Raw genomic sequence first — 19,083 nt, 5'->3', positions numbered from 1 at the left:
CAGCGCAAATGATCACCCCAGCCCATCAGCTAAGCTCAACCTATCATCACGACAGGGAATCGACATGAGCAAGGCAGACGAGCTAGCGGCCAAACTGAGGAAAGCCCAGCAAACCCGCGCGGATACCGACAACTGCGCCGACCTGGCGATCGAGCACTGGCCCGCCCAGGTCTACGAACTGTATCGCCAGATCGAAATCTGGCTGGCGCCCGTGTGCGAGGCGGGCCTGGACATTCGGCGCAACCCCACCCATGTATTTGAAAGTCATTCCAGCGGTTCGACGTACAGCTACGCCATCGATCAATTGGTGATCGAAGGCAATCATCACCGCATTTCATTCGACCCGATTGCGCGTTTCTCGTCCAAGGGCGAGGGCTGCATTGAAGTCCATATGAAGGGGCAGGAACACTGCATCGTGCGCACACTCGGCGAACATGGTGAATCGCTTTGGCATATCCAGGCCCTGCGCCAGACCGGGCAACCGCGTCTTGAACCCACCATGCTGGACGAGGACACCTTGCTCACGCTGGTAGAGCAAGGCCTGGGGCTTTAACGCAAATGGGCGGCCCTTGAGGTCGCCCATTTCGTTGGAGAACCCACTAGAACTGCGGCGCTGATTCGACGGTTGGATCGCTCCCTGGCACCGGTAGCGTCAGTTCCTCCACCGGCCTTCCCACGAGTTTATGCAAGGCATTGTCGATTTCGTCAGCCGCACCTTGCGCGTATCGGGTATCCGCCCAGCTCCAGTACGGATCGAACATCAGCCCGCCGAGCCATAGGGCGCTGCATCCGTAGTCGATGAAAACTCCCGGAGCGCTGACCGAGCGGCCAGCACCGCAAGAACAGCGGCAACGCCCAACACCGCCGCACTGGTTTCGAAGGTCGCGCGATAGCCACTCAGGTCGAACAGAAGGCCACCCACTGTCGCGCCCGCGGCGATGGCGAGTTGGACGATCGCCACCATCAGACCGCCGCCGGCTTCGGCATCTTCCGGCAGCGTTCGCGAAAGCCAGGTCCACCAACCTACGGGCGCCGCCGTGGCCACCAGGCCCCAGAGGCCGAGCAGGAGGGTCGTGATCGTGACCGACCCACCGAAGCCCACCAGGGCAATGGCAATCGCGGCCATCAACAGCGGGATGACGATGAGCGTCCGATAGAGGTTGTTTTTCAAGCAGGCGCCGATCAGAAAGGTGCCCAGCAGCCCCGCCACACCGATCACCAGCAGCATGAAGGACAGCATGGAAACACTCACCTGTGTCACCGTTTCAAGGAACGGGCGCAGGTAGGTGAACAACATGAACTGGCCCATGAAAAACGTACTGACCGCCAGCATGCCCAGCGCGACCGGTGCCCGGGTCATCAACTTGAAGACATTGGTGCTGCCCTGCTTCGCCTGCGAAGGCATGGAAGGCAGGCGTAACAGCAGCCAGACCAGGGCGATGGCGGCGACGGGCACGATGCAGAAAAACGCGCCACGCCAACCGATGATCGCCCCCAGGAAACTGCCCAGCGGCGCAGCGACCACCGTCGCCAAGGCATTGCCGCCATTGACGATGGCCAGTGCCTGCGGAACCTGATCGTCCGGCACAAGCCGCATGGCCGTGGCCGCCGACAGCGACCAGAAACCGCCAATCGCCACGCCGATCAACGCGCGACCGAGCATGAATACCGGGTAATTCGGCGCGAACGCCACCACGGTGCCAGAAACGATCATCAGCAAGGTCAGCCCCAGGAGAAGCCATTTGCGATCGACCCGGGCGGCGATCGATGCGATGAACAGGCTGGTGATCAGGGCAAAGGCGCCAGAGACGGCAATGCCTTGGCCGGCCTGCCCTTCGCTGACGTGAAGATCGGCCGCTACCGGCGTCAGCAAGCTGACTGGCATGAACTCCGAGGCAACGAGCACAAATGCGGCGAGAGCCATGGCAAGTACCGCGCCCCAGGCGGGTTGGACTTGTGGTTTAGGTAATGAGGTATCGGTCATTGGACAACAATCCTGTGTTTCTTGTGTGGGAGCGAGCTTGCTCGCGATGACATCGGCACATCCAACATCACCATCTCTGGCAGACCGCTATCGCGAGCAAGCTCGCTCCCACAGTTTTGAATGGGGGTGTTCATGCATTCGTGCCTGCCACCTATTCCCCTGTGGGAGCGAGCTTGCTCGCGATGACGGCGGCACATCCAACATCACCGTCTCAGGCAGACCGCTATCGCGAGCAAGCTCGCTCCCACAGTTTTGAATGGGGTGTTCATGCATTTCGTGCCTGCCACCTATTCCCCTGTGGGAGCGAGCTTGCTCGCGATGACGGCGGCACATCCAACATCACCGTCTCAGGCAGACCGCTATCGCGAGCAGGCTCGCTCCCACAGTTTTGAGCGGGGGTGTTCACATATTTCGTGCACGCCACACCTCCCCCTGTGGGAGCGAGCTTGCTCGCGATGATGGCGGCATATCCAACATCACCGTCTCAGGCAGACCGCTATGGCGAGCGCTCCGTTGGCGCCTGCCTTCAGCCGGCCAAGGTCGCGTTATCGATCACGAAGCGATACTTCACATCGCCCTTGAGCATGCGTTCGTAGGACGCGTTGATCTGCTCGGCCCGGACCAGTTCGATGTCGGCGACGATGCCATGCTCTGCGCAGAAATCGAGCATCTCCTGGGTCTCGGGGATGCCGCCGATCATCGACCCGGCGAGGGTGCGTCGCTTCATGATCAGGTTGAAGACATTCGGCGAAGGATGCGCAGTTGCCGGGGCGCCCACCAGGGCCATCGTGCCGTCGCGCTTGAGCAGCACCAGCAGCGCGTCCAGATCGTGAGGGGCCGCCACGGTGTTCAAGATGAAATCGAAAGTCTTGGTGTGCGCGGTCATTTCTTCAGCATTGCGCGACACAACGACCTCGTCGGCCCCCAACTGCCTGGCATCCTCGCGCTTGGACTCGGACGTGGTGAACGCCACGACATGAGCCCCCATCGCATGGGCGAGCTTGATGCCCATGTGGCCCAAGCCACCAATGCCAACCACACCAACCTTCTTGCCCGGCCCGACGCTCCAGTGGCGCAGCGGCGAATAGGTGGTAATGCCCGCGCAGAGCAGCGGCGCGACGGCGGCAAGCTGGGCTTCGGGGTGACGAATACGCAACACATAGCGCTCATGCACCACGATATTTTGCGAATAGCCACCCAGCGTCCAACCGGGCTCATCCGGGGTTGGGAAGTTGTAGGTCCCGATCATTCCGTCACAATAATTTTCCAGGCCGCTGTCGCAGTCGTCACAGTGCTTGCAGCTGTCGACGATGCAGCCAACGCCCACCAGGTCGCCGGTCTTGAAGCCGGACACATGGGCGCCGACCGCCGCGACCCGGCCGACGATTTCGTGGCCCGGTACGCAAGGGAACTGGGTACCCGCCCACTCGGCACGCACCTGGTGCAGGTCCGAATGGCAGATACCACAAAAAGCGATGTCGATCTGGACGTCGTGGGCGCCCGGCGTGCGACGAGTGATCTGCAGGGGTTCAAGGGGCTTGTCGCCCGCGTGGGCGCCATAGGCTTGTACACGCATCAGAAAACTCCTTGCTGGATTGAATGAGGTTGTATCTTCAGGGTTCAGCCCGGCCGACCGGTAGTGCATTACGCTGAGATGCTTGCCTGATCCTATGAGTGTTTCTATTGCGTATAGGCAGCGCTTCGCTTGGCGAGTTAATGTTCTGCCTATAGCGCTTGAGCTCAGATGACACCCGGACCCGACATGGCCATCCAACGCAGATCCGTACAAGAGACTCTGGCCGCCATCATCGGCGCCCGGACCTCACACCCGGGCGACTTTGAAACGCCCATCGCCGGCCTCGTCTTCTTCCGGCGTGACGCCCCGGCGCCGCCGGTGACTTGCATGATCGAACCGAGCATCGTGCTGGTGGTTCAAGGCGAGAAGCAGGTCTGGATCGGCGGCGAAGCCTATGGCTACGACACCGGGCGGTTCCTCATGACCTCCCTGGACATCCCGGCCAATTCCGAGGTGATGCAGGCCAGCCCGGAACAGCCCTGCCTGGGCCTGGTCCTGAGGCTCGACTTGCGCACGGTGGCCGATCTGATCGCCCAAGGCAGCCTGTCGCCGCCGCGTGATCGAGCGGTCGGGATCGGCGCGGGAATCGGCACCGCAACGCCGGACCTGCTGGAACCGTTCGCGCGCCTGCTGGGGTTACTGGATGAGCCCGAAGCGCTTCCCATCCTGGCGCCGTTGATCCAGCGCGAGATTCACTACCGGCTGCTGCTCAGCGACCAGGCCGCCCGACTGCGGCAGATCGTTTCGGTCGATAGCCAGGGCTACCGGATCGCCAAGGCCATCGACTGGTTGAAATTGAACTACACCGAACCCGTGCGCGTAGACGACCTCGCGGCGCGGGTGCAAATGAGTGCGCCGACGTTTCACCACCACTTCCGCCAGCTCACGGCGATGAGCCCGCTGCAATACCAGAAGTGGCTGCGGTTGAACGAAGCAAAACGCTTGATGCTCAACGAGCACGTGGACGTGGCGAGTGCGGCCTTCAAGGTGGGCTATGAAAGCCCTTCCCAGTTCAGCCGCGAATACGCCCGCTTGTTTGGCGTGCCGCCCAAGCGGGACATTGCGGCGCTGCGCGGGCCGGCCAACCACATCAAGGCGGTTTGATTGAGCCAGGCTTGATTCAGTGTGGCGAGGGAGCTTGCTCCCGCTGGGCTGCGGAGCAGCCCCTTTTTGTGAGCGCTTCGCACTCAAGCGGGAGCAAGCTCCCTCGCCACAGGGGGCCCATTTTCAAGCATCAAATCGCAGTAAGATCCTCAGGAGTTTTCAGGGCTCTCATTGGCCTCACAGGCTTTTGCGCCAACGCCACACACTTCAACGCCAGAATCATCGTCGGATCAACCAGTGCCACCCTGTGCCCATTGATATCCAACGCCTCGCAATGCGCCAACACCAGCGGCAACTCCGTACACCCCAGGATCAACACCCCCGCCCCCAGCTCGCACAAATGCTCGGCCGCCAGCAACAGCTGCTCCTTGCAGAGTCCCTGCGTGAAGCCAGCCTTGATACCCCGCGGTCCATAGATGGCGTCCATGACCATCGCCTGGTAATCGACACCTGGCGTGAGGACCTGGAGCCCGGCATGGCGCGCCGCCTGGTGATAGACCTGGCTCTGCACCGTACCGGAAGTCGCCAGCAGGCCAATCGCCTTGCCCGAACCATAGGTCCGCGCGATCCACTCCACCGTCTCGCTCAACATGTTCACGATGGGCACCCTCAGGTGCGCCTGGATCCGCTCGACGAAGGCATGGGCGGTGTTGCAGGGAATCGCAATGGCGTTGGCGCCGGCACTTTCGAGACGTTTGCACGTGGCATACATCGCCATCGTCGGGTCGGTTTCATCGCGCAGCAGGTTGGCCGTCCGGTCCGGTATCTGCGGGTTTTGCTCGACCACCATCTTGATGTGGTCCTGGTCCTTTCCCGCCGGGGTATTGGCCACCACCTTGGCCATGAAGTCCACCGTGGCGGCAGGCCCGACGCCTCCCACGATGCCCAGTTTGAAAGGTGGGCGCCTGGGCTGCTGGTCCAGCGTAGCGAAGTCGGCGTAGATCTCATTGACGTCCAGCACGGTGATCCCGCGACGCTGCAAATCGGCACAAACCAGGGACAGCTCGGTCATGCCGGGCAGGATCACCGTCGCACCCTGGGCCTGCAACGAGAGGCACGCCTGGTAGACCGCTTCAAGCGGCACGCCTTCGAGATGACCGTCCTTGATGCCGTTGAGACCGTACATCGCCTCCATCAACCCCGCTTGAGCGTCTGCGTCGGGGTAAACAATCTGGAAGTCTTTGCCGAAATGTCGCTCGAACAATCCGCAATGGCGCACGAAATCGGAGGCGATCACCCCTAACGTCGTCTGGGGCAGCACCGTGTGGCTGACGTGCCGGGTCAAGGCGGCCATCATGTCCAGCACGGGAATGCCCAACTCCTCCTCGATTTCGGCGCGAAAGGTATGGCTGGCAAAGCATGGGAGCATCACCGCATCGAAGCCACTGTCCTCGAACGACTTGCACACCTGGAACACATAGAACTTACGCGACGTCATGCTCGCGCCCTGGTCCAACGGCAGCAGCACGTCCTTGAAGGGGTGCTGTTCGAACAGGAAATGGTAGCGCCCCTGATCCTCGAGCACCGCCCGGGACTTGACCAACTTGTAGAACAGATCGCCCCCGGCCAGTGACCCAAGCCCACCGACGATGCCCAACTTGCGCACCACAGAAGCCTTGTGACTCGACTGCGCTTTAGCCTTCATGAACGTCTCCTCAAGCCACCGGCACCGGCTCGGATCGCGACCGAACCGGGGCATGTGCGCCCTCGTCCTCGTCGGCCTCTTCCTGTGGTTCGGACTTGGCGACCACCGCCGTCGCAATACTGTTACCCACCACGTTGGTGGCGGTGCGGGCCATGTCGAGGAACTGGTCGATGCCAATGATCAACAGCAGCCCCGCCTCGGGAAGATTGAACATCGGCAACGTGGCCGCGACCACGACCACCGAAGCCCGCGCGACACCGGCCATGCCCTTGCTGGTGATCATCAGCGTCAGAAGAATCAGCAACTGCTGGGTGAAACTCAAATCAATGTTGTAGGCCTGGGCGATGAACAGGATGGCGAACGCCTGGTACATCATGGAACCGTCGAGGTTGAACGAGTAACCGAGGGGCAGCACGAAGCTGGACACGCGTTTGGGCGCGCCAAACTTCTCCAGCGCCTCGATGGTTTTCGGGTAGGCGGATTCGCTGCTGGCGGTGGAAAAAGCCAGCAGAATCGGTTCGCGAATGAGCTTGCCGAGGTGAAAAACCGAGCGGCCGAGAAACAGGTAGCCAGCGCCGAACAGCAGCGCCCAGAGAATCATGATCCCCAGGTAGAACTCGGCGATCAGCTTGCCGTAATCCACCAGCAGGCCAAGCCCTTGGGTGGTAATGGCCGAGGCGATGGCGGCAAACACCCCAATCGGCGCGAACGCCATCACGTAGTCGGTGATCTTGAACATCACCTTCGCCAGCTCTTCGATGGAATCGGTGATACGGGTGTAACCCGCCCGTTTCACGCCGGCCAGTGCAAAGCCGAAGAACAGCGAAAACACCACGATCTGCAGGATCTCGTTGTTGGCCATCGCTTCGGCAATGCTGCGCGGAAACACATGACCGATGAACGCCTTGAGGCTGAAGTCGCCGGTATTGACCGGCACGGCCGCCGTTGCGTGCTGGGCCACGTCCATGTTCAGCCCGGCACCGGGTTGAAACAGATTGACCAGGCCCATCCCGATCAGCAGCGACACGAGCGAAGCAGTGACGAACCAGGCCATTGCCCGAGCCCCGATCCTGCCAACGGAACGGGAATTGCCCATGCTGGCGATACCGCCCACCAATGTCGCGAAGACCAGGGGCGCGATGATCATCTTGATCATGCGCAGGAAAATGTCAGTGACCATCGAGAAGTAACCGGCGATCTCTTTGGCACTTTGCTCGCTCCCTGCGAAATGGTGACACGCCCAACCAACAAGTACGCCCAGGGCAATGCCCATTGCAATTCGACGTGGGAGCTTATTCTTCTTCACGGTGCTGTCCTCAAGTAGTTCTTGGAGTTTTTTACTTGGCAGGATCGATTCTAAGGAGCGGATCCGGAAGGATGATGAGTAATCCAGCTAACCCCATGCGCTTTTGGAATAGTTAGCAAAAGGCCGCGCTGGGCCGGGGATTGCGCAGTAAAATCGAGCGCTCACAACGGGGATTCCGATATGCAACTCAAATGGCTGGATGACCTTCTGGCGATTGGCGAATGGAAAAATTTCTCCCGCGCCGCCGAGGTGCGTTGCGTGACGCAATCGGCCTTGTCCCGGCGTATCCGCTCACTTGAGGAATGGGTGGGCGTCAAGCTGGTGGACCGGGGCACCTACCCTGTCCAACTCACACCCGCGGGAGTCACCTTCTGCGATGAAAGCCGAGAGGCCCTCGCCGGATTACTGAGGTTGCGCTCGACGCTGCGCGACGTGGAACGAATGCCCGGACGCTCGATCCAGATCACCGCCGGCCACAGCCTGTCGATGACCTTCCTGCCCAAGTGGCTCTCGCAGTTCCAGCAACACAACGAACAGTTCAACGCCCGGGTGGTGGCCGCCAATATTCATGACGCCGTCATTGCACTGGAGGAAGGCAGTTGCGACTTGATGATGGTCTACCACCATCCGCTTGCGCCCATCCTGCTGGACCCCGAGCGTTTTGGCAGCCTGGTGCTCGGCCACGATGCGTTCATCCCCCTGTGCGCGCCCAACCGCAAGGGCGCCCCGCTGTTCCGCCTGCCCGGCCGTGCTGGCAAACCGGTCCCCTACCTCGCCTATACGGCAACGACATTCCTGGGGCGCGTGGCGGACATCGTCATCAACAACGGCCCTGAACCGATCGCGCTGGAGCGCTGTTATGAAGCGGACATGGCGATGCTGCTGATGCGCATGGCCATCGAGGGCTACGGCGTGGCCTGGCTGCCGCAGAGTGCGGTGGCCGACGAGTTGGAGCGTGGGCTGTTGGTGCGGGCCGGTGGCGAGCAATGGAGCACGCGATTGGAGATTCGCTCGTACTGTGCGATTGCCAATCGCAACCCAACGATGCGTAAGCTGTGGAAGACCTTGGAAGGCGCTTCGCTGCAGCGGCCGGGCAGCGCACCCTCTGCGCCAGAAGGTGCGAACTGATCGGTGGAGGCTACGCGTTCAAGCCGATCCAGCCATGGATCCCCACGTAGAGACCGACGCCGATGATCAGCAGACTCGACAGGTAAGGTGCCCGGCGAGCAACGGTGCCCAACCAAGGCCAGCGATTGGAAGCCTGCCGTGCACCAATGGCCGCCGCCGCCCCCACGGTCACCAGGGTAATCGCCAGGCCGATGCTGAAGCACAGGACAAGCAGACCGCCCAGCGCGACTTCTTTGACTTGCAGGCACAGCAGCAGCACGGTAATGGCCGCGGGGCAAGGAATGAGCCCGCCCGTCAGGCCAAACACAATGATCTGGCCGGTGGTGACCTCCCGATTGGTGAAGCGCCTGCGGATATCGTTGGCATGTGCCTGCTCGTGGGCGTCCTGATAACCCTCCAGCGACAGCGCCAGGCCTTTGGGGTCGGGATGCCCGTGGTCATGTTCGTGGTGGTGATGATCGTGATCGTGATCGTGATCGTGATCGTGATGATGGTGGTCGTGACTTTGCGCGAACCTGAACATCTGCTCGCCGCGCCAGGTACGCCACAGCATCCACAGCGCGATGGCAATGATCAGCGCAGCGGATGCCAGTTGGAAATAAGGCTCGGTGGTTTCGGCGTCCAACCCCTGGCCCAGGTACATGCCGCCGATCGCGACCAGCCACACCACCGCAGTGTGGGATAGCGTAGCCGCCAAGCCCAGCAACACCGCCTGCTTGACCGAGCCCCGAATCGCCACGATAAACGCCGCCATCATGGTTTTCGAATGACCCGGCTCCAGGCCATGCAAGGCGCCCAGCAAGATAGCGCTGGGGAAATACAGCCAGGCGTGAGTGCCACCCTGTTGCAGCAGTTCAGCAAAATTGGGCATGTCGGGCCTAGAGGTACTTGGTGATTTGTTTGAAAGCTTCCAGCGGCGCGCGCTCGCCTTTATGCAACGACGAAACGGTGTCCTCCAGGCAGTGATCGATGTGATCCTGGATCAACGTCCGCTTGGCCTGGCACACCGCTTTCTCCACCGCATGCAACTGCTGGGCGATATCCACGCACTCACGGCCCTCTTCGATCATCGTGATAATGCTGCGCAAATGACCGTCCGCGCGCTTAAGACGCTTGACGATCGCCGCATGGCTTTGGTGGGGATGTTCGTGGTCCTGCTCAGTCATGGTTTGAGCCCTGGGTTTCGATGAATTTATGTCACCATCCTATCCCCCCGGGGGGGATATAAGCAAACCCTTCAAAACGCCGCCGACTAACCTGTGGGAGCGAGCTTGCTCGCGATGACGGCATCACATCCAACATCCTCACCAACTGACCCACCGCTATCGCGAGCAGGCTCACTCCCACAGGATTGCAAACTGCACAGGGTGATGAGCAAGACAGTGCAGGCGACCTCGTGAGGTCGCCTACTTCCCTTACAGCGCCAAAACCTGCGCCTGCAGTCGCCGCCCAATCACATCCAGCAAATCACACCCATCGCGCAGGGGGATCGCTAGCACTTGGGCGAAATCATGGAGTATCACGGCGTCCGTACTGATGTCGGAACGCATGGCGAGGTTTTCCAGCAACTGGGTGACAGCGGCGATGCGGTAAGCGGCCGTGTCGTGCAGCACGTCCAACGGCGCTTCTGTGTCGATCAGGAGCGCGTGGAAATTGTTTTCGATACCGGTGATAGGCATGTAGCGGGACATGAGGGGTTACTCCTGCGGGGTTGGGTGAGCTGGTCTAATAGTCCCGGACACCTCAATAGGTGAAACTACACCTATTGAGGAGTATTCCATGACCAAGAAGTACAGAAAATTCGACGCCGCTTTCAAGCTAAGAGTCTGCAAGATGATTGTTGACCAGGGCCTGAGCGTGAACTCCGTTTGTACCGATTTAGACTTGAGTGACACGGCCGTGCGCCGCTGGGTCCAGCAGTACCAAGCCGAGCAGTTAGGTGGTACAGGGATTGGCAAACCGTTAACCAGCGAGCAACAGCGTATTCGTCAGCTTGAGCAGCAGATCCGCGAGCTGAAGACGGACAACGACATATTAAAAAAAGCTACGGCCTTCTTTGCCCGCGAATTGAAGTGATCCACCAATTGGTTCACCAAATGCAATGCAAGGCCTACTCGCTAATACGTATCTGCCGGGTTTTGCGGATCAGCCGTTCGGGGTTCTATGAAGCTCGTCAGCGGTCTTTTAAGCCAAAAGCTGTCTGTCCGATTGCAGCTCGGGTCAAAGCTACGTTCATGACCAATGAGCACTGTTATGGCAGTCGTCGGGTGATGAAAGCGCTGCGTAGCGATGGCGTATCCATTGGGCGGCACAAGGTCCGTCGGCTGATGAAACAACAGGATTTACGCCCGATCTGGAAGCGCAAGTTCGTTCATACCACCGACAGTAATCATAATTTCCCGGTAGCTGAGAACCTGCTCAACCGCCAGTTCAACCCCGAGCAGATCAACCAATCATGGGTTGCTGACATCACTTATATTCGCACCCGAAGCGGCTGGCTGTACTTGGCGGCTGTCATGGATTTGTATTCACGCAAGATCGTGGGCTGGGCCATGGCACCGCATATGCGCGCAGAGTTGGTGTGCGGCGCTATGCAACTGGCCATCACACAGAGACAGCCTGAACCGGGTCTGATCGCGCACTCAGATCGGGGCAGCCAGTATGCAGGCGTTACTTACCAAACCTTGCTGACACGACATGGCTTGCGCTGCAGCATGAGCCGCAAGGGCAACTGCTGGGACAACGCAGTCATGGAGCGTTTCTTCTTGAACCTGAAGATGGAGCGCGTTTGGAGGAAAGACTATGCCAACCATGATGAAGCAATCAAGGACGTCACGGATTACATTGTGCGGTTCTACAATGAACGACGAATGCATTCATCGTTAGACTATTTGCCGCCCAATCAGTACGAGCGGCAAACAGCCTGAAAACACCGATTGAGGTGTCCGGAAAAAGTTGACCACCTCAGGGAGGTCAGTGGCGGATTGGGATGCCGCTGGCAAAGAGAGCGAATTCGGGATCGAAATTCGGATATTTGGCAGGAGAGGTTCTTGGATGACGCTAGACGAAAGCCACCTTGGATTGGTTGTGGTTTTCGGAGGGTTGGGGGTGAGCTTTTTCATTGGCTGATTCCTTAGTGAGAAAAAATCTGCCGACATCACTTCCACATGATGGGTGGCAGCTGTACGCGGGTGTGGAAGGTCCGAGCACTAAGGATCTCGGCGCGTCCGAAGACGCCCCGCGTACAGCCGCCATAATTTAACAGCAGACATAAGAAAAGCGCCTGCTTTAAATTTTGCGACGCTACGCGTCTTAGTGAAGAGGGCTTCCACACCCTGCCGCTGAATTTGCAGCGACGGAGAGAACTTAGCGCACGGGGTGATCGGGTGGATAGTCAGCGGGGAGCGACGCGTCTTGAGGGAAATTTCCGATGGGGGTGTCCGGCGATGGATTGGGCTGCACAGCTATGAGCACAAGGAAAAATCTCGAAACGAATGCGCCCAATACTTTTCGTCCAGGCAGCAACATAGGCCACGCTTGCGGGATGGGCTATAATCCGCCCACCAGCGCCATTTGAGGTCCAGCCCCGTGGGCAATGTCAGCCTTGAAACCAAAAAAGCCTATGCCGCCAGGACGCGCAGATCCAACTACGCGGCCAGCCTCCGTCTGGAAGGTTTCAAAACGACCTTCGCCGACGGCGAACGCAAAATGCCAACGCGTGAAGAGGTCTTGAAGGCCTTCACCCAGACCAGAACCTGATGCCTGACAAATATGGAGTCGGCGAGGACGCTTATTGCTATCCCGGCTCCACCGTCCTTCGCAACAAACTCGATATTCGAGACGAGCCGACCCTAAGCGAAGCCGAACAACAGCTCTCGGCCATCGCAGCGGACAACGTCGAGTTCAGCCCTCCTCCCTATAGCCTGGCCTACCTTCAAAACATTCATCGAATCCTCTTTTCAGACCTGTTCGAATGGGCCGGAGAGCTGCGCACCGTTGGCATGTCCAAACAAGCCACCCGCTTCTGCCAACCCGAGTACATGGAGAAGCAAGCCAGCAAGATCTTCACCGCCCTGGCAGCAGCAAACTGGTTCGAGGGCATGGAGCGGGCTGAGCTGATAGTTGCTGTTGCAGAGACCTATTCCGACATCAATGTCGTACACCCCTTCCGCGAAGGCAACGGTCGTGCGCAACGCATCCTGTTTGAACACCTCATCATGAATGCCGGGTTTGAAATCAGTTGGTGGGGGATTGAGAAGGACGAGTGGATCTACGCCAATATCGCGGCTTACAACGGCGTCATGGAGCCTATGGAGCAGGTTTTTGAGAAGTGTATTGGGCAGGCGATTCAAGCTTGACCGCACAACGTTATTCCCCCCGCTCAGCAGCTTACTGTTTATTTCGCCAAGTGATACAGTCACCGCCAATCAACATCTGCTGAAGCACTGAAAATGTACAGGACGAGATCTTTCCCATCCAACAAAAAAGGTCGTGATTTTGTGGTGGGCGACGTTCACGGGCATTTCAAACTTCTAACAGCAGCCTTAGACAAACTAAACTTCAACACTGAGCTGGATCGCATCTTTTCCGTGGGAGACCTCATCGACCGAGGTCCCGACTCCATGGATGTATTGAACTGGCTTGAGAAGCCGTGGTTCCATGCCGTACGCGGCAATCATGAGCAGATGCTTATTGACTGTATCTCCGGCCATGGCGACATACCCCGACATATCCGAAACGGTGGTGCCTGGCTCTACGAGTTACAACCCGACATTCAACAAGAACTATCAAAAGCCCTGCAAGCACTTCCATTGATCATTGAAATCAATTTACCAAGCGATCAAACAATTGGAATAGTTCATGCCGAAGTTCCTGTCATCCGAAGTGACGATGGATGGCAGGAAGCCAAAGACGCTATCACTGGAAATTCTGGAGAGTCACATCAACGGCAAGCCTTGAAAACAGCGCTGTATGCAAGAGAGAAAATCGAGCAACAAGACCTCACTTCCATTAAAGGGATAGATCGGCTCTATGTTGGGCACTCAACAGTACCCCGTGTTATACACCTGGGCAACGTCGTTTATATCGACACCGGCTGCTCATTTTCCGACGGTGCATTGAGCCTGGTAGACATCCAAACCGAAACCATAATCAGCATAAGCATGAGCCAGTGAGAATGGGGCAGTCTCATTGGCTTTGATTCTCGGTGTGAGATCAACGTCATGCCATTCCATATCCCACATTTACCCCCGGGACGGCGGCGTCTGTGAGGCTTTTTCAGATCAGCGCACGAGGGGAACAACTCACGTCGAGACACACCTTGCGACGGCCTGCTGATTCAAGCGCTCGGTCAACGGTGTAAGATGCCCGAAAACGTCCACCATCGAGGCTGCCATGTCCGGCATATCCCTGAATCTGCCCGAAGACCTATCGAACTCCCTCGCCGATCTGGCCAAGACCAACGGCCAAAGTGCGAGCTACTTGGCGATGGACGTTCTTCGCGACTTCATCGAACACGAAAAAGCGCTGACCACACAGATCGAACTTGCCGTAAAGGAAGCTGACCAAGGCAAATTTGCTACCGATGAGCAAGTGGCAGCGATGCGTGCTCGGCGCTGGAGTCAGAATGCAGGTTGAGTGGCTGGAAAAAGCACTCAAAAACCTGGAGGACGAAGCCAGCTATATTGCACTTGAAAACCCCAAGGCTGCTGACGACTTCTCCGAAGCGATCTTCGCCAGCGTAGACAAATTGGCTCAGTTTCCCGCAATGGGTCGAGAAGGACGAGTCAAACAGACGCGGGAATGGGCGGTCCCAAACTGGTCTTACCTGATTCCGTACCGCGTACACGGTGATCGCCTCCAAATCCTCGGCGTATTCCACACTCGACAACGCCCCCGCACCAACTGGTGAAGTCGGCGCAATATTGCGCTCCCAACACGTCCTGCCCTTCCCTGATAAACTGTGCCATCCGCCTCGCTGATTCAGATTCCCAATGCCCCTACAAACTGCCCCGCTCTCCCACCGTTTCTCCGTCGCGCCGATGATGGATTGGAACTCCTAATGCTACAGCCCTCGTAAAACGTGCCTTGTAGCGCCCCCCGAAAAAACCAGTACCACTTTTGTACCAACACCATTCCAACGCACCGAAGCCCGGCCCCGTTCTCGCTGCCTCCAGCAAATCCCGCACATTGGCTACTGCTATGCTTAATTTCTTTCGAATCGAGTCGGCACCTATGGCAAGCGAATACTCTCTAGCGGATGTTCTGGAACGGCTTTATCAAAATCAATTAGCCCTAGAAGCGGCCGTAATGGAGCTGACTCTGTGGGCTGAGCAGCAAGACGCTTCAGAGACGGGTGAGAACGTTCGAGGCGCACTTAGCACGATTGGTGAAAACGCAGGCCATATCAAACAAGGCCTGGCTCGAATCAGAGGGCGTGCCTCGTAAATACGAGCCTTGCTGTGCAGGCAAAAGCCGAACACTTTCACACCACTCACTGTCCTCCAGGTTCTGTTCAGCCACCAAACAGCGTGCTCATGGGCGCGCTGTAGTGCTTGTCGCTCCAATCCCTAGCATTGCCCAACCCAGTCCAGCCCCCATGTTAATCATCGACTCGACAAAATGCCGGTCGCACGTACGCGTCCGCACGTATGGGCTAGCAAAAGAGAAGTATCAGGGGGGGGCAAAAAAAAGAGTAACATGAGTAACATCGGCCCGATTCAGCCTGTAATCCATTGAAAACAAAGGACTTTATCAGATCCGAAAAGAGTAATTTTTAAGTAATATTGAAGTAATCTGATTACTCTTATTTGACGTAACTCTCACAAAACAAAAAACCCTTTAAATTCAATGGCTTGATAATTTATTACTTTTTTAGTTACCTCTTTGTTACTCATCTTTGTAATCAGCAAAGCCACGGAATACGTGGGCTCCAGGCCATCCCTTCCCCCTGATTACTGAAATTACTCTTTTTCTGAACCGCCCCCTTCCCCTCAAGCCAAGCGCCTGTCGAGACCAATGAGCGAACCCCCTCGGCATGCAGGGATCCGCAGGCTTTTGCACCTCCCAGAATCGTCAGAAGGCCCCCGGCCGGGCTCGTTTCGAGCAGTCCGCAGGTGTGCGGAAAAAAAGACCTATTTAGACCGGAGGCGCGGTGGGGGGACGACGGCGCGCGCCAGGTGTGAAGCACGCCACAGCCCCGAAAAAACGCACCGTATCGAGGCATTTCCAGGATCGAATGAAGCGCCTCGCGGGCGTAGTAGCTGCGTTATCGACTGTCATGGGTTAGGTAGGGGTGACCGTTTATGCGTACTTCCAATTCGCGGAGGACCACTTGGGTTTGCCGAGCCAAGCGCCGCAAGGCAGCGGTGTTCTGTAGGCAGTACAAATGGACGTACGTGGCTGAGTTTGCATACGGGTAATAACCGAAAGGCACCCCACCGCCTCGGCCACTGTGATTACAATGAGCCATCATCCAAGGAGAGGTTTGGAGTCCATGAAACATCATTACTACCTATTCACGTTCTACCAAGTGACTGGCAACTCTACCGTGCATAACTCTGTTGCCATGGGGCTGCCTCAAGCCCGGGTGACTCAGGCGTCGATCAACAATGCTCATAAGGTGCTTGGTATGGCGTCTGCTTCATTGTTGAGCGTGTCTTATCTCGGCGAAATGACGGTGGAGGAGTTCACTACTGCGCCGGCGTGAGTGACCCGTCGCGTTACGAGTAGCGACGTTTTCATTAAATCACCGACACAAAAAAGCCCGCCTATTGGCGGGCTTTTGTCGTTTGGCGTTAGACCAAGCGTTTATAGATGGTGTGGTTCGACGCAATTTTGCGCAAACTCGGATCCGAACGCGTCAGCGCTTCAGTCAGTTTTTTTAGCCGTATAGAAATTGCCGTTTTCGCCCCAGAACTCCAGATCACCCTGAACGTTGACGAGGTAGTATTCACCGAAATCGCTTCCTTCAGCATCGACTAGAACGGATCGACCGGAGACCTTCTTCGAAACAAACTCTTTGGTTCCCGACGAGCCATCTGTAAACGTGGAGCGGATAAATATTTTACCGCCTTTTCGGTAACCCACCATTTTGTAATCGGCACCCCAGTTAATAAGCCAGCTACCAAACACCTCTCCATCGGCTGCCGTGCCGGTGGTCTTAAGTTTATTGTACTCAGCAACTGTGGCCCCCAGAAACTGAACGTTTAATGTCGGGTCAAAATCTGTCTTGGCCCAGTACCCACCACCATCCTCACCTTTGATCCGCCAGCTGATGAAGGTTCGTTGAAAACTCATTGGGTTCGAGTTTTTGATTTGATTCGCCAATGCTTCAAGTGTGGGTTGATCCACGCGTTCATCTAGAACAACCTCGACCGCTCGCTTGATATCGCGCTTAGACTTATCACTGACTACCGAATAGTTAATGTCCTGGAGGGAAGAGGCAGCGGAGGTAGCAAAGCTTACGACCGTGGCCAGAATTCCAAAAAAATGCGCAAAACGGTTCATCTATAAACTCCATGATTACAAAATGACATCGTGGATTCTGTCATGGCTGATCCGAACCCTTCTTATTTTTGTTTCATGCCGAGGCTGGGCTGCGAATAGCGCCATTTATGTCAAATAGGCCCACACACCCAAGCCAGGTGTGGGGCCTCTTTATTGGGCACGGTGACCACAACCCCCTACACTGGTTCACCCCCCCTGGCTCTGGTTTTACGCACTGGGGGCCCCTCACTCGAAAAGGACGTACCGCCATGCCGTTACCCGTTACGCCGTCCTATGAGCAGCGCTTGAGTGCCTTGCGCAGCTACGCCCCTGAGGTGGCCGACTTGGCCGCACGTATCGCCCGGGCAATCAGGCCGGAAGTCCTGGCGCAGTCGGCCAGCACGTTAGAAAGCGAGCTGTTCGACTATTTGCAGGCGGTCGGCCAGCAGCAAGCGCGCAGCGTCACCCGTCTAAGCGTATGGTTTTCTCGACTGGTGCGCGACCAGGCTTTGCAGCATGCCGAGGTCGCTACCTTCATGAACGATGCGGCCAGTCATGGCGGGCCTTCTGGAGTGGTCCCTGAATGAGCGCGCGTGACCGTAACGCGGCCCGGTACCTCCGCGACGAGGGCCTGAACAACTGGTCCCTGCGCTGGGTGCTGGACGGCAATATGTTGTTGTGCGCCCTTTGTGGCGTGGGCCAGTTCGCTCGGGACGCCGGGGAGCCGTTCCAGCACGGCGCCGGTTGCGCGATTGACAGTGAGTGTGCCAAACACCCGTGGCACGCGCTGGCCGCGCTGCTGAGCGAACTGCCGGTGTTGACCTCGCCTCGTTAGTTGCGCGAGGACTTTAAGCCTCCTCAGCGGTTGCGTAGGGCTTGAAGCGCAAGACCTCCTCCCCTAGCCAGTGATTCAGCTGCGTCATCCGCGTCTGAATAGGCTCAAGCTCGTTGGCCGCGTAGATCTGCGCCGCCTCCCTGATCGATCCAAACCCACCCGCGTTCTGCGGCACGATCCCCATCAACTGCGGTGGAATGCGCAGGCTCGCCAGCACATCATCACGGGTCTGATTCTTGATCGAGTTGAATTCGTCTTTGGCCGCTACCTCGCTGACAGGGATTAGTTGAATCCCATCCTTCTTGCCCGTGGGTGAGTAAACAAACAGATTCCGAAAATTCCCCGGTCCTTTGGACTCCTTCAGCGCCTTACGCAAAGCGTCGATATCCGCCTCAGTCTGCGCCGCATCGGTCATGTACAGGATGAAACCGGCGTGACTGCCGTTCTCGTAATACTTACGCCGAAACAGCGTCGCCGACTCATTCAACAGCGCCGACTGCAACGCACTGATCCACTCCGGCAGCCCATAAATCTCCTGGTGCAAGTCCGCCTCACGCAGATGGAAAATGCTCCCCGGCTCAAACGCGTGCTCATTCTTCCAGCCCTGCACCTGGTAAAACTGCCCTTCCGGCCCGACCCGCATGTACTTCGCCAGCGACGGCACCAGTTGCCTCGTGCTACCCAGCACCGAACGGCGCTTTTCCAGATAGCCATTTCCCAGGCACAGAAAATCCAGCGCGAACTGTTCAAAAGCCGCCCGGGATAGCATCGGATGCGGGATAAACGTCTTGCTCAACAGGTTGCGCTTGAACATCAACCCTGAATGCAGATGCACGCTCGCTCCCACAGACCGAGCCAACCCGTTAAGCGACAACGGCGGCTCATACCACCGCCCGTTGAACCAGCACTCCAGGTAGTCGAACACCTCCCGACCACCCAGCACCGGCGTCGGGTCACCGAAGCTGAACACCTGGGTACCCGCACTGGCGGCGTCGAGGGTGGCCGGCATTAGTTCTTG

At 57.9% G+C, this 19,083-nt stretch carries 22 protein-coding genes; 13 read left to right on the top strand and 9 right to left on the bottom strand.

Features of this window, described 5'->3' with window-relative positions; all coding sequences use genetic code 11:
• Positions 1-64 precede the first annotated feature (64 nt).
• The gene (locus tag LOY50_RS09900; RefSeq protein ID WP_258690752.1) at positions 65-553 is read left to right on the top strand and encodes a hypothetical protein; all 489 of its coding nucleotides are present in this window, start codon (positions 65-67) and stop codon (positions 551-553) included.
• A gap of 207 nt (positions 554-760) precedes the next feature.
• On the opposite strand, the gene LOY50_RS09895 is transcribed toward LOY50_RS09900, so the two are convergent.
• Both LOY50_RS09895 and LOY50_RS09890 read right to left on the bottom strand, forming a co-directional pair.
• Positions 761-1,984, bottom strand: coding sequence for an MFS transporter (locus tag LOY50_RS09895; protein ID WP_258690751.1), 1,224 nt, complete (start codon positions 1,982-1,984; stop codon positions 761-763).
• A 526-nt stretch (positions 1,985-2,510) separates the two neighbouring features.
• The gene (locus LOY50_RS09890) at positions 2,511-3,560 is read right to left on the bottom strand and encodes an NAD(P)-dependent alcohol dehydrogenase (RefSeq protein ID WP_258690750.1); all 1,050 of its coding nucleotides are present in this window, start codon (positions 3,558-3,560) and stop codon (positions 2,511-2,513) included.
• 186 nt (positions 3,561-3,746) lie between these two features.
• Between LOY50_RS09890 and LOY50_RS09885 the strand changes: the two genes are divergently transcribed.
• Positions 3,747-4,664, top strand: coding sequence for an AraC family transcriptional regulator (locus tag LOY50_RS09885; RefSeq protein ID WP_258690749.1), 918 nt, complete (start codon positions 3,747-3,749; stop codon positions 4,662-4,664).
• A 130-nt stretch (positions 4,665-4,794) separates the two neighbouring features.
• On the opposite strand, the gene LOY50_RS09880 is transcribed toward LOY50_RS09885, so the two are convergent.
• Both LOY50_RS09880 and LOY50_RS09875 read right to left on the bottom strand, forming a co-directional pair.
• Positions 4,795-6,309, bottom strand: coding sequence for an amino acid racemase (locus LOY50_RS09880; protein WP_258690748.1), 1,515 nt, complete (start codon positions 6,307-6,309; stop codon positions 4,795-4,797).
• 10 nt (positions 6,310-6,319) lie between these two features.
• Positions 6,320-7,615 carry a dicarboxylate/amino acid:cation symporter gene (locus tag LOY50_RS09875; protein ID WP_258690747.1) on the bottom strand — a complete coding sequence of 432 codons (1,296 nt, stop codon included), beginning with the start codon at positions 7,613-7,615 and terminating at the stop codon, positions 6,320-6,322.
• A 180-nt stretch (positions 7,616-7,795) separates the two neighbouring features.
• Here LOY50_RS09875 and LOY50_RS09870 point away from each other — a divergent pair, with 180 nt between their 5' ends.
• Entirely contained in the window at positions 7,796-8,743 is a 948-nt protein-coding gene (locus tag LOY50_RS09870; RefSeq protein WP_258690746.1) for a LysR substrate-binding domain-containing protein, read from the top strand.
• Between the two features lie 10 nt (positions 8,744-8,753).
• On the opposite strand, the gene LOY50_RS09865 is transcribed toward LOY50_RS09870, so the two are convergent.
• The 3 genes from LOY50_RS09865 to LOY50_RS09855 form a co-directional block, all read right to left on the bottom strand.
• Positions 8,754-9,614: a nickel/cobalt efflux transporter gene (locus LOY50_RS09865; protein WP_258690745.1), complete on the bottom strand. Its 861-nt coding sequence runs from the start codon at positions 9,612-9,614 to the stop codon at positions 8,754-8,756.
• A gap of 7 nt (positions 9,615-9,621) precedes the next feature.
• Entirely contained in the window at positions 9,622-9,909 is a 288-nt protein-coding gene (locus LOY50_RS09860; protein WP_258690744.1) for a metal-sensing transcriptional repressor, read from the bottom strand.
• 249 nt (positions 9,910-10,158) lie between these two features.
• Positions 10,159-10,434: a hypothetical protein gene (locus LOY50_RS09855; protein ID WP_018610006.1), complete on the bottom strand. Its 276-nt coding sequence runs from the start codon at positions 10,432-10,434 to the stop codon at positions 10,159-10,161.
• Between the two features lie 88 nt (positions 10,435-10,522).
• On the opposite strand from LOY50_RS09855, the gene LOY50_RS09850 reads away from it, so the two are divergent.
• From LOY50_RS09850 to LOY50_RS09815, 8 genes are all read left to right on the top strand, one after another.
• Positions 10,523-11,670 (top strand): IS3 family transposase gene (locus LOY50_RS09850; RefSeq protein WP_258689295.1). Its coding sequence is split into 2 segments (ribosomal slippage): positions 10,523-10,778 and positions 10,778-11,670, totalling 1,149 coding nucleotides; the frame shifts between segments, so codons are not numbered across the junction.
• A gap of 661 nt (positions 11,671-12,331) precedes the next feature.
• On the top strand, positions 12,332-12,502 hold the full coding sequence (locus LOY50_RS09845) for a YhfG family protein (protein ID WP_003199786.1): 171 nt from the start codon (positions 12,332-12,334) through the stop codon (positions 12,500-12,502).
• On the top strand, positions 12,502-13,101 hold the full coding sequence (locus LOY50_RS09840; protein WP_258690743.1) for a putative adenosine monophosphate-protein transferase Fic: 600 nt from the start codon (positions 12,502-12,504) through the stop codon (positions 13,099-13,101). The genes LOY50_RS09845 and LOY50_RS09840 overlap by 1 nt, the downstream gene beginning before the upstream one ends.
• A 93-nt stretch (positions 13,102-13,194) precedes the next feature.
• Positions 13,195-13,917 (top strand): metallophosphoesterase, encoded by a 723-nt coding sequence (locus LOY50_RS09835; RefSeq protein ID WP_258690742.1) that lies wholly within the window; start codon positions 13,195-13,197, stop codon positions 13,915-13,917.
• A 220-nt stretch (positions 13,918-14,137) separates the two neighbouring features.
• A complete protein-coding gene (locus tag LOY50_RS09830; RefSeq protein ID WP_024616335.1) occupies positions 14,138-14,380 on the top strand; it encodes a hypothetical protein in 243 nt (80 codons plus the stop codon).
• Entirely contained in the window at positions 14,370-14,654 is a 285-nt protein-coding gene (locus LOY50_RS09825; RefSeq protein ID WP_024616334.1) for a type II toxin-antitoxin system RelE/ParE family toxin, read from the top strand. The genes LOY50_RS09830 and LOY50_RS09825 overlap by 11 nt, the downstream gene beginning before the upstream one ends.
• A 323-nt stretch (positions 14,655-14,977) precedes the next feature.
• The gene (locus LOY50_RS09820; protein WP_080766451.1) at positions 14,978-15,190 is read left to right on the top strand and encodes a hypothetical protein; all 213 of its coding nucleotides are present in this window, start codon (positions 14,978-14,980) and stop codon (positions 15,188-15,190) included.
• Positions 15,191-16,238: 1,048 nt separating this feature from the next.
• Positions 16,239-16,451 carry a hypothetical protein gene (locus LOY50_RS09815; protein ID WP_258690741.1) on the top strand — a complete coding sequence of 71 codons (213 nt, stop codon included), beginning with the start codon at positions 16,239-16,241 and terminating at the stop codon, positions 16,449-16,451.
• Between the two features lie 161 nt (positions 16,452-16,612).
• On the opposite strand, the gene LOY50_RS09810 is transcribed toward LOY50_RS09815, so the two are convergent.
• Positions 16,613-17,251 (bottom strand): hypothetical protein, encoded by a 639-nt coding sequence (locus tag LOY50_RS09810; protein WP_258690740.1) that lies wholly within the window; start codon positions 17,249-17,251, stop codon positions 16,613-16,615.
• 248 nt (positions 17,252-17,499) lie between these two features.
• Here LOY50_RS09810 and LOY50_RS09805 point away from each other — a divergent pair, with 248 nt between their 5' ends.
• Both LOY50_RS09805 and LOY50_RS09800 read left to right on the top strand, forming a co-directional pair.
• A complete protein-coding gene (locus LOY50_RS09805) occupies positions 17,500-17,817 on the top strand; it encodes a hypothetical protein (protein WP_258690739.1) in 318 nt (105 codons plus the stop codon).
• Positions 17,814-18,065: a hypothetical protein gene (locus tag LOY50_RS09800; RefSeq protein WP_258690738.1), complete on the top strand. Its 252-nt coding sequence runs from the start codon at positions 17,814-17,816 to the stop codon at positions 18,063-18,065. Before LOY50_RS09805 ends, LOY50_RS09800 begins: the two co-directional genes overlap by 4 nt.
• A 13-nt stretch (positions 18,066-18,078) precedes the next feature.
• Here LOY50_RS09800 and LOY50_RS09795 read toward each other — a convergent pair whose 3' ends face one another.
• On the bottom strand, positions 18,079-19,074 hold the full coding sequence (locus LOY50_RS09795) for a phage portal protein (protein WP_258691220.1): 996 nt from the start codon (positions 19,072-19,074) through the stop codon (positions 18,079-18,081).
• Between the last annotated feature and the right edge of the window lie 9 nt (positions 19,075-19,083).

It is taken from the genome of Pseudomonas sp. B21-010, assembly GCF_024749325.1.
Lineage (GTDB): Bacteria > Pseudomonadota > Gammaproteobacteria > Pseudomonadales > Pseudomonadaceae > Aquipseudomonas > Aquipseudomonas kilonensis.
The sequence above is the reverse complement of the archived record's forward strand: the minus strand, read 5'-3'. Positions and strand labels throughout refer to the sequence as shown.

Coding starts and splice junctions, on each gene's coding strand:
- LOY50_RS09900 (WP_258690752.1), top strand. CDS start 65: ATGAGCAAGGCAGACGAGCTAGCGGCCAAACTGAGGAAAGCCCAGCAA.
- LOY50_RS09895 (WP_258690751.1), bottom strand. CDS start 1,984: ATGACCGATACCTCATTACCTAAACCACAAGTCCAACCCGCCTGGGGC.
- LOY50_RS09890 (WP_258690750.1), bottom strand. CDS start 3,560: ATGCGTGTACAAGCCTATGGCGCCCACGCGGGCGACAAGCCCCTTGAA.
- LOY50_RS09885 (WP_258690749.1), top strand. CDS start 3,747: ATGGCCATCCAACGCAGATCCGTACAAGAGACTCTGGCCGCCATCATC.
- LOY50_RS09880 (WP_258690748.1), bottom strand. CDS start 6,309: ATGAAGGCTAAAGCGCAGTCGAGTCACAAGGCTTCTGTGGTGCGCAAG.
- LOY50_RS09870 (WP_258690746.1), top strand. CDS start 7,796: ATGCAACTCAAATGGCTGGATGACCTTCTGGCGATTGGCGAATGGAAA.
- LOY50_RS09865 (WP_258690745.1), bottom strand. CDS start 9,614: ATGCCCAATTTTGCTGAACTGCTGCAACAGGGTGGCACTCACGCCTGG.
- LOY50_RS09860 (WP_258690744.1), bottom strand. CDS start 9,909: ATGACTGAGCAGGACCACGAACATCCCCACCAAAGCCATGCGGCGATC.
- LOY50_RS09855 (WP_018610006.1), bottom strand. CDS start 10,434: ATGTCCCGCTACATGCCTATCACCGGTATCGAAAACAATTTCCACGCG.
- LOY50_RS09840 (WP_258690743.1), top strand. CDS start 12,502: ATGCCTGACAAATATGGAGTCGGCGAGGACGCTTATTGCTATCCCGGC.
- LOY50_RS09835 (WP_258690742.1), top strand. CDS start 13,195: ATGTACAGGACGAGATCTTTCCCATCCAACAAAAAAGGTCGTGATTTT.
- LOY50_RS09830 (WP_024616335.1), top strand. CDS start 14,138: ATGTCCGGCATATCCCTGAATCTGCCCGAAGACCTATCGAACTCCCTC.
- LOY50_RS09825 (WP_024616334.1), top strand. CDS start 14,370: ATGCAGGTTGAGTGGCTGGAAAAAGCACTCAAAAACCTGGAGGACGAA.
- LOY50_RS09820 (WP_080766451.1), top strand. CDS start 14,978: ATGGCAAGCGAATACTCTCTAGCGGATGTTCTGGAACGGCTTTATCAA.
- LOY50_RS09815 (WP_258690741.1), top strand. CDS start 16,239: ATGAAACATCATTACTACCTATTCACGTTCTACCAAGTGACTGGCAAC.
- LOY50_RS09810 (WP_258690740.1), bottom strand. CDS start 17,251: ATGAACCGTTTTGCGCATTTTTTTGGAATTCTGGCCACGGTCGTAAGC.
- LOY50_RS09805 (WP_258690739.1), top strand. CDS start 17,500: ATGCCGTTACCCGTTACGCCGTCCTATGAGCAGCGCTTGAGTGCCTTG.
- LOY50_RS09800 (WP_258690738.1), top strand. CDS start 17,814: ATGAGCGCGCGTGACCGTAACGCGGCCCGGTACCTCCGCGACGAGGGC.
- LOY50_RS09795 (WP_258691220.1), bottom strand. CDS start 19,074: ATGCCGGCCACCCTCGACGCCGCCAGTGCGGGTACCCAGGTGTTCAGC.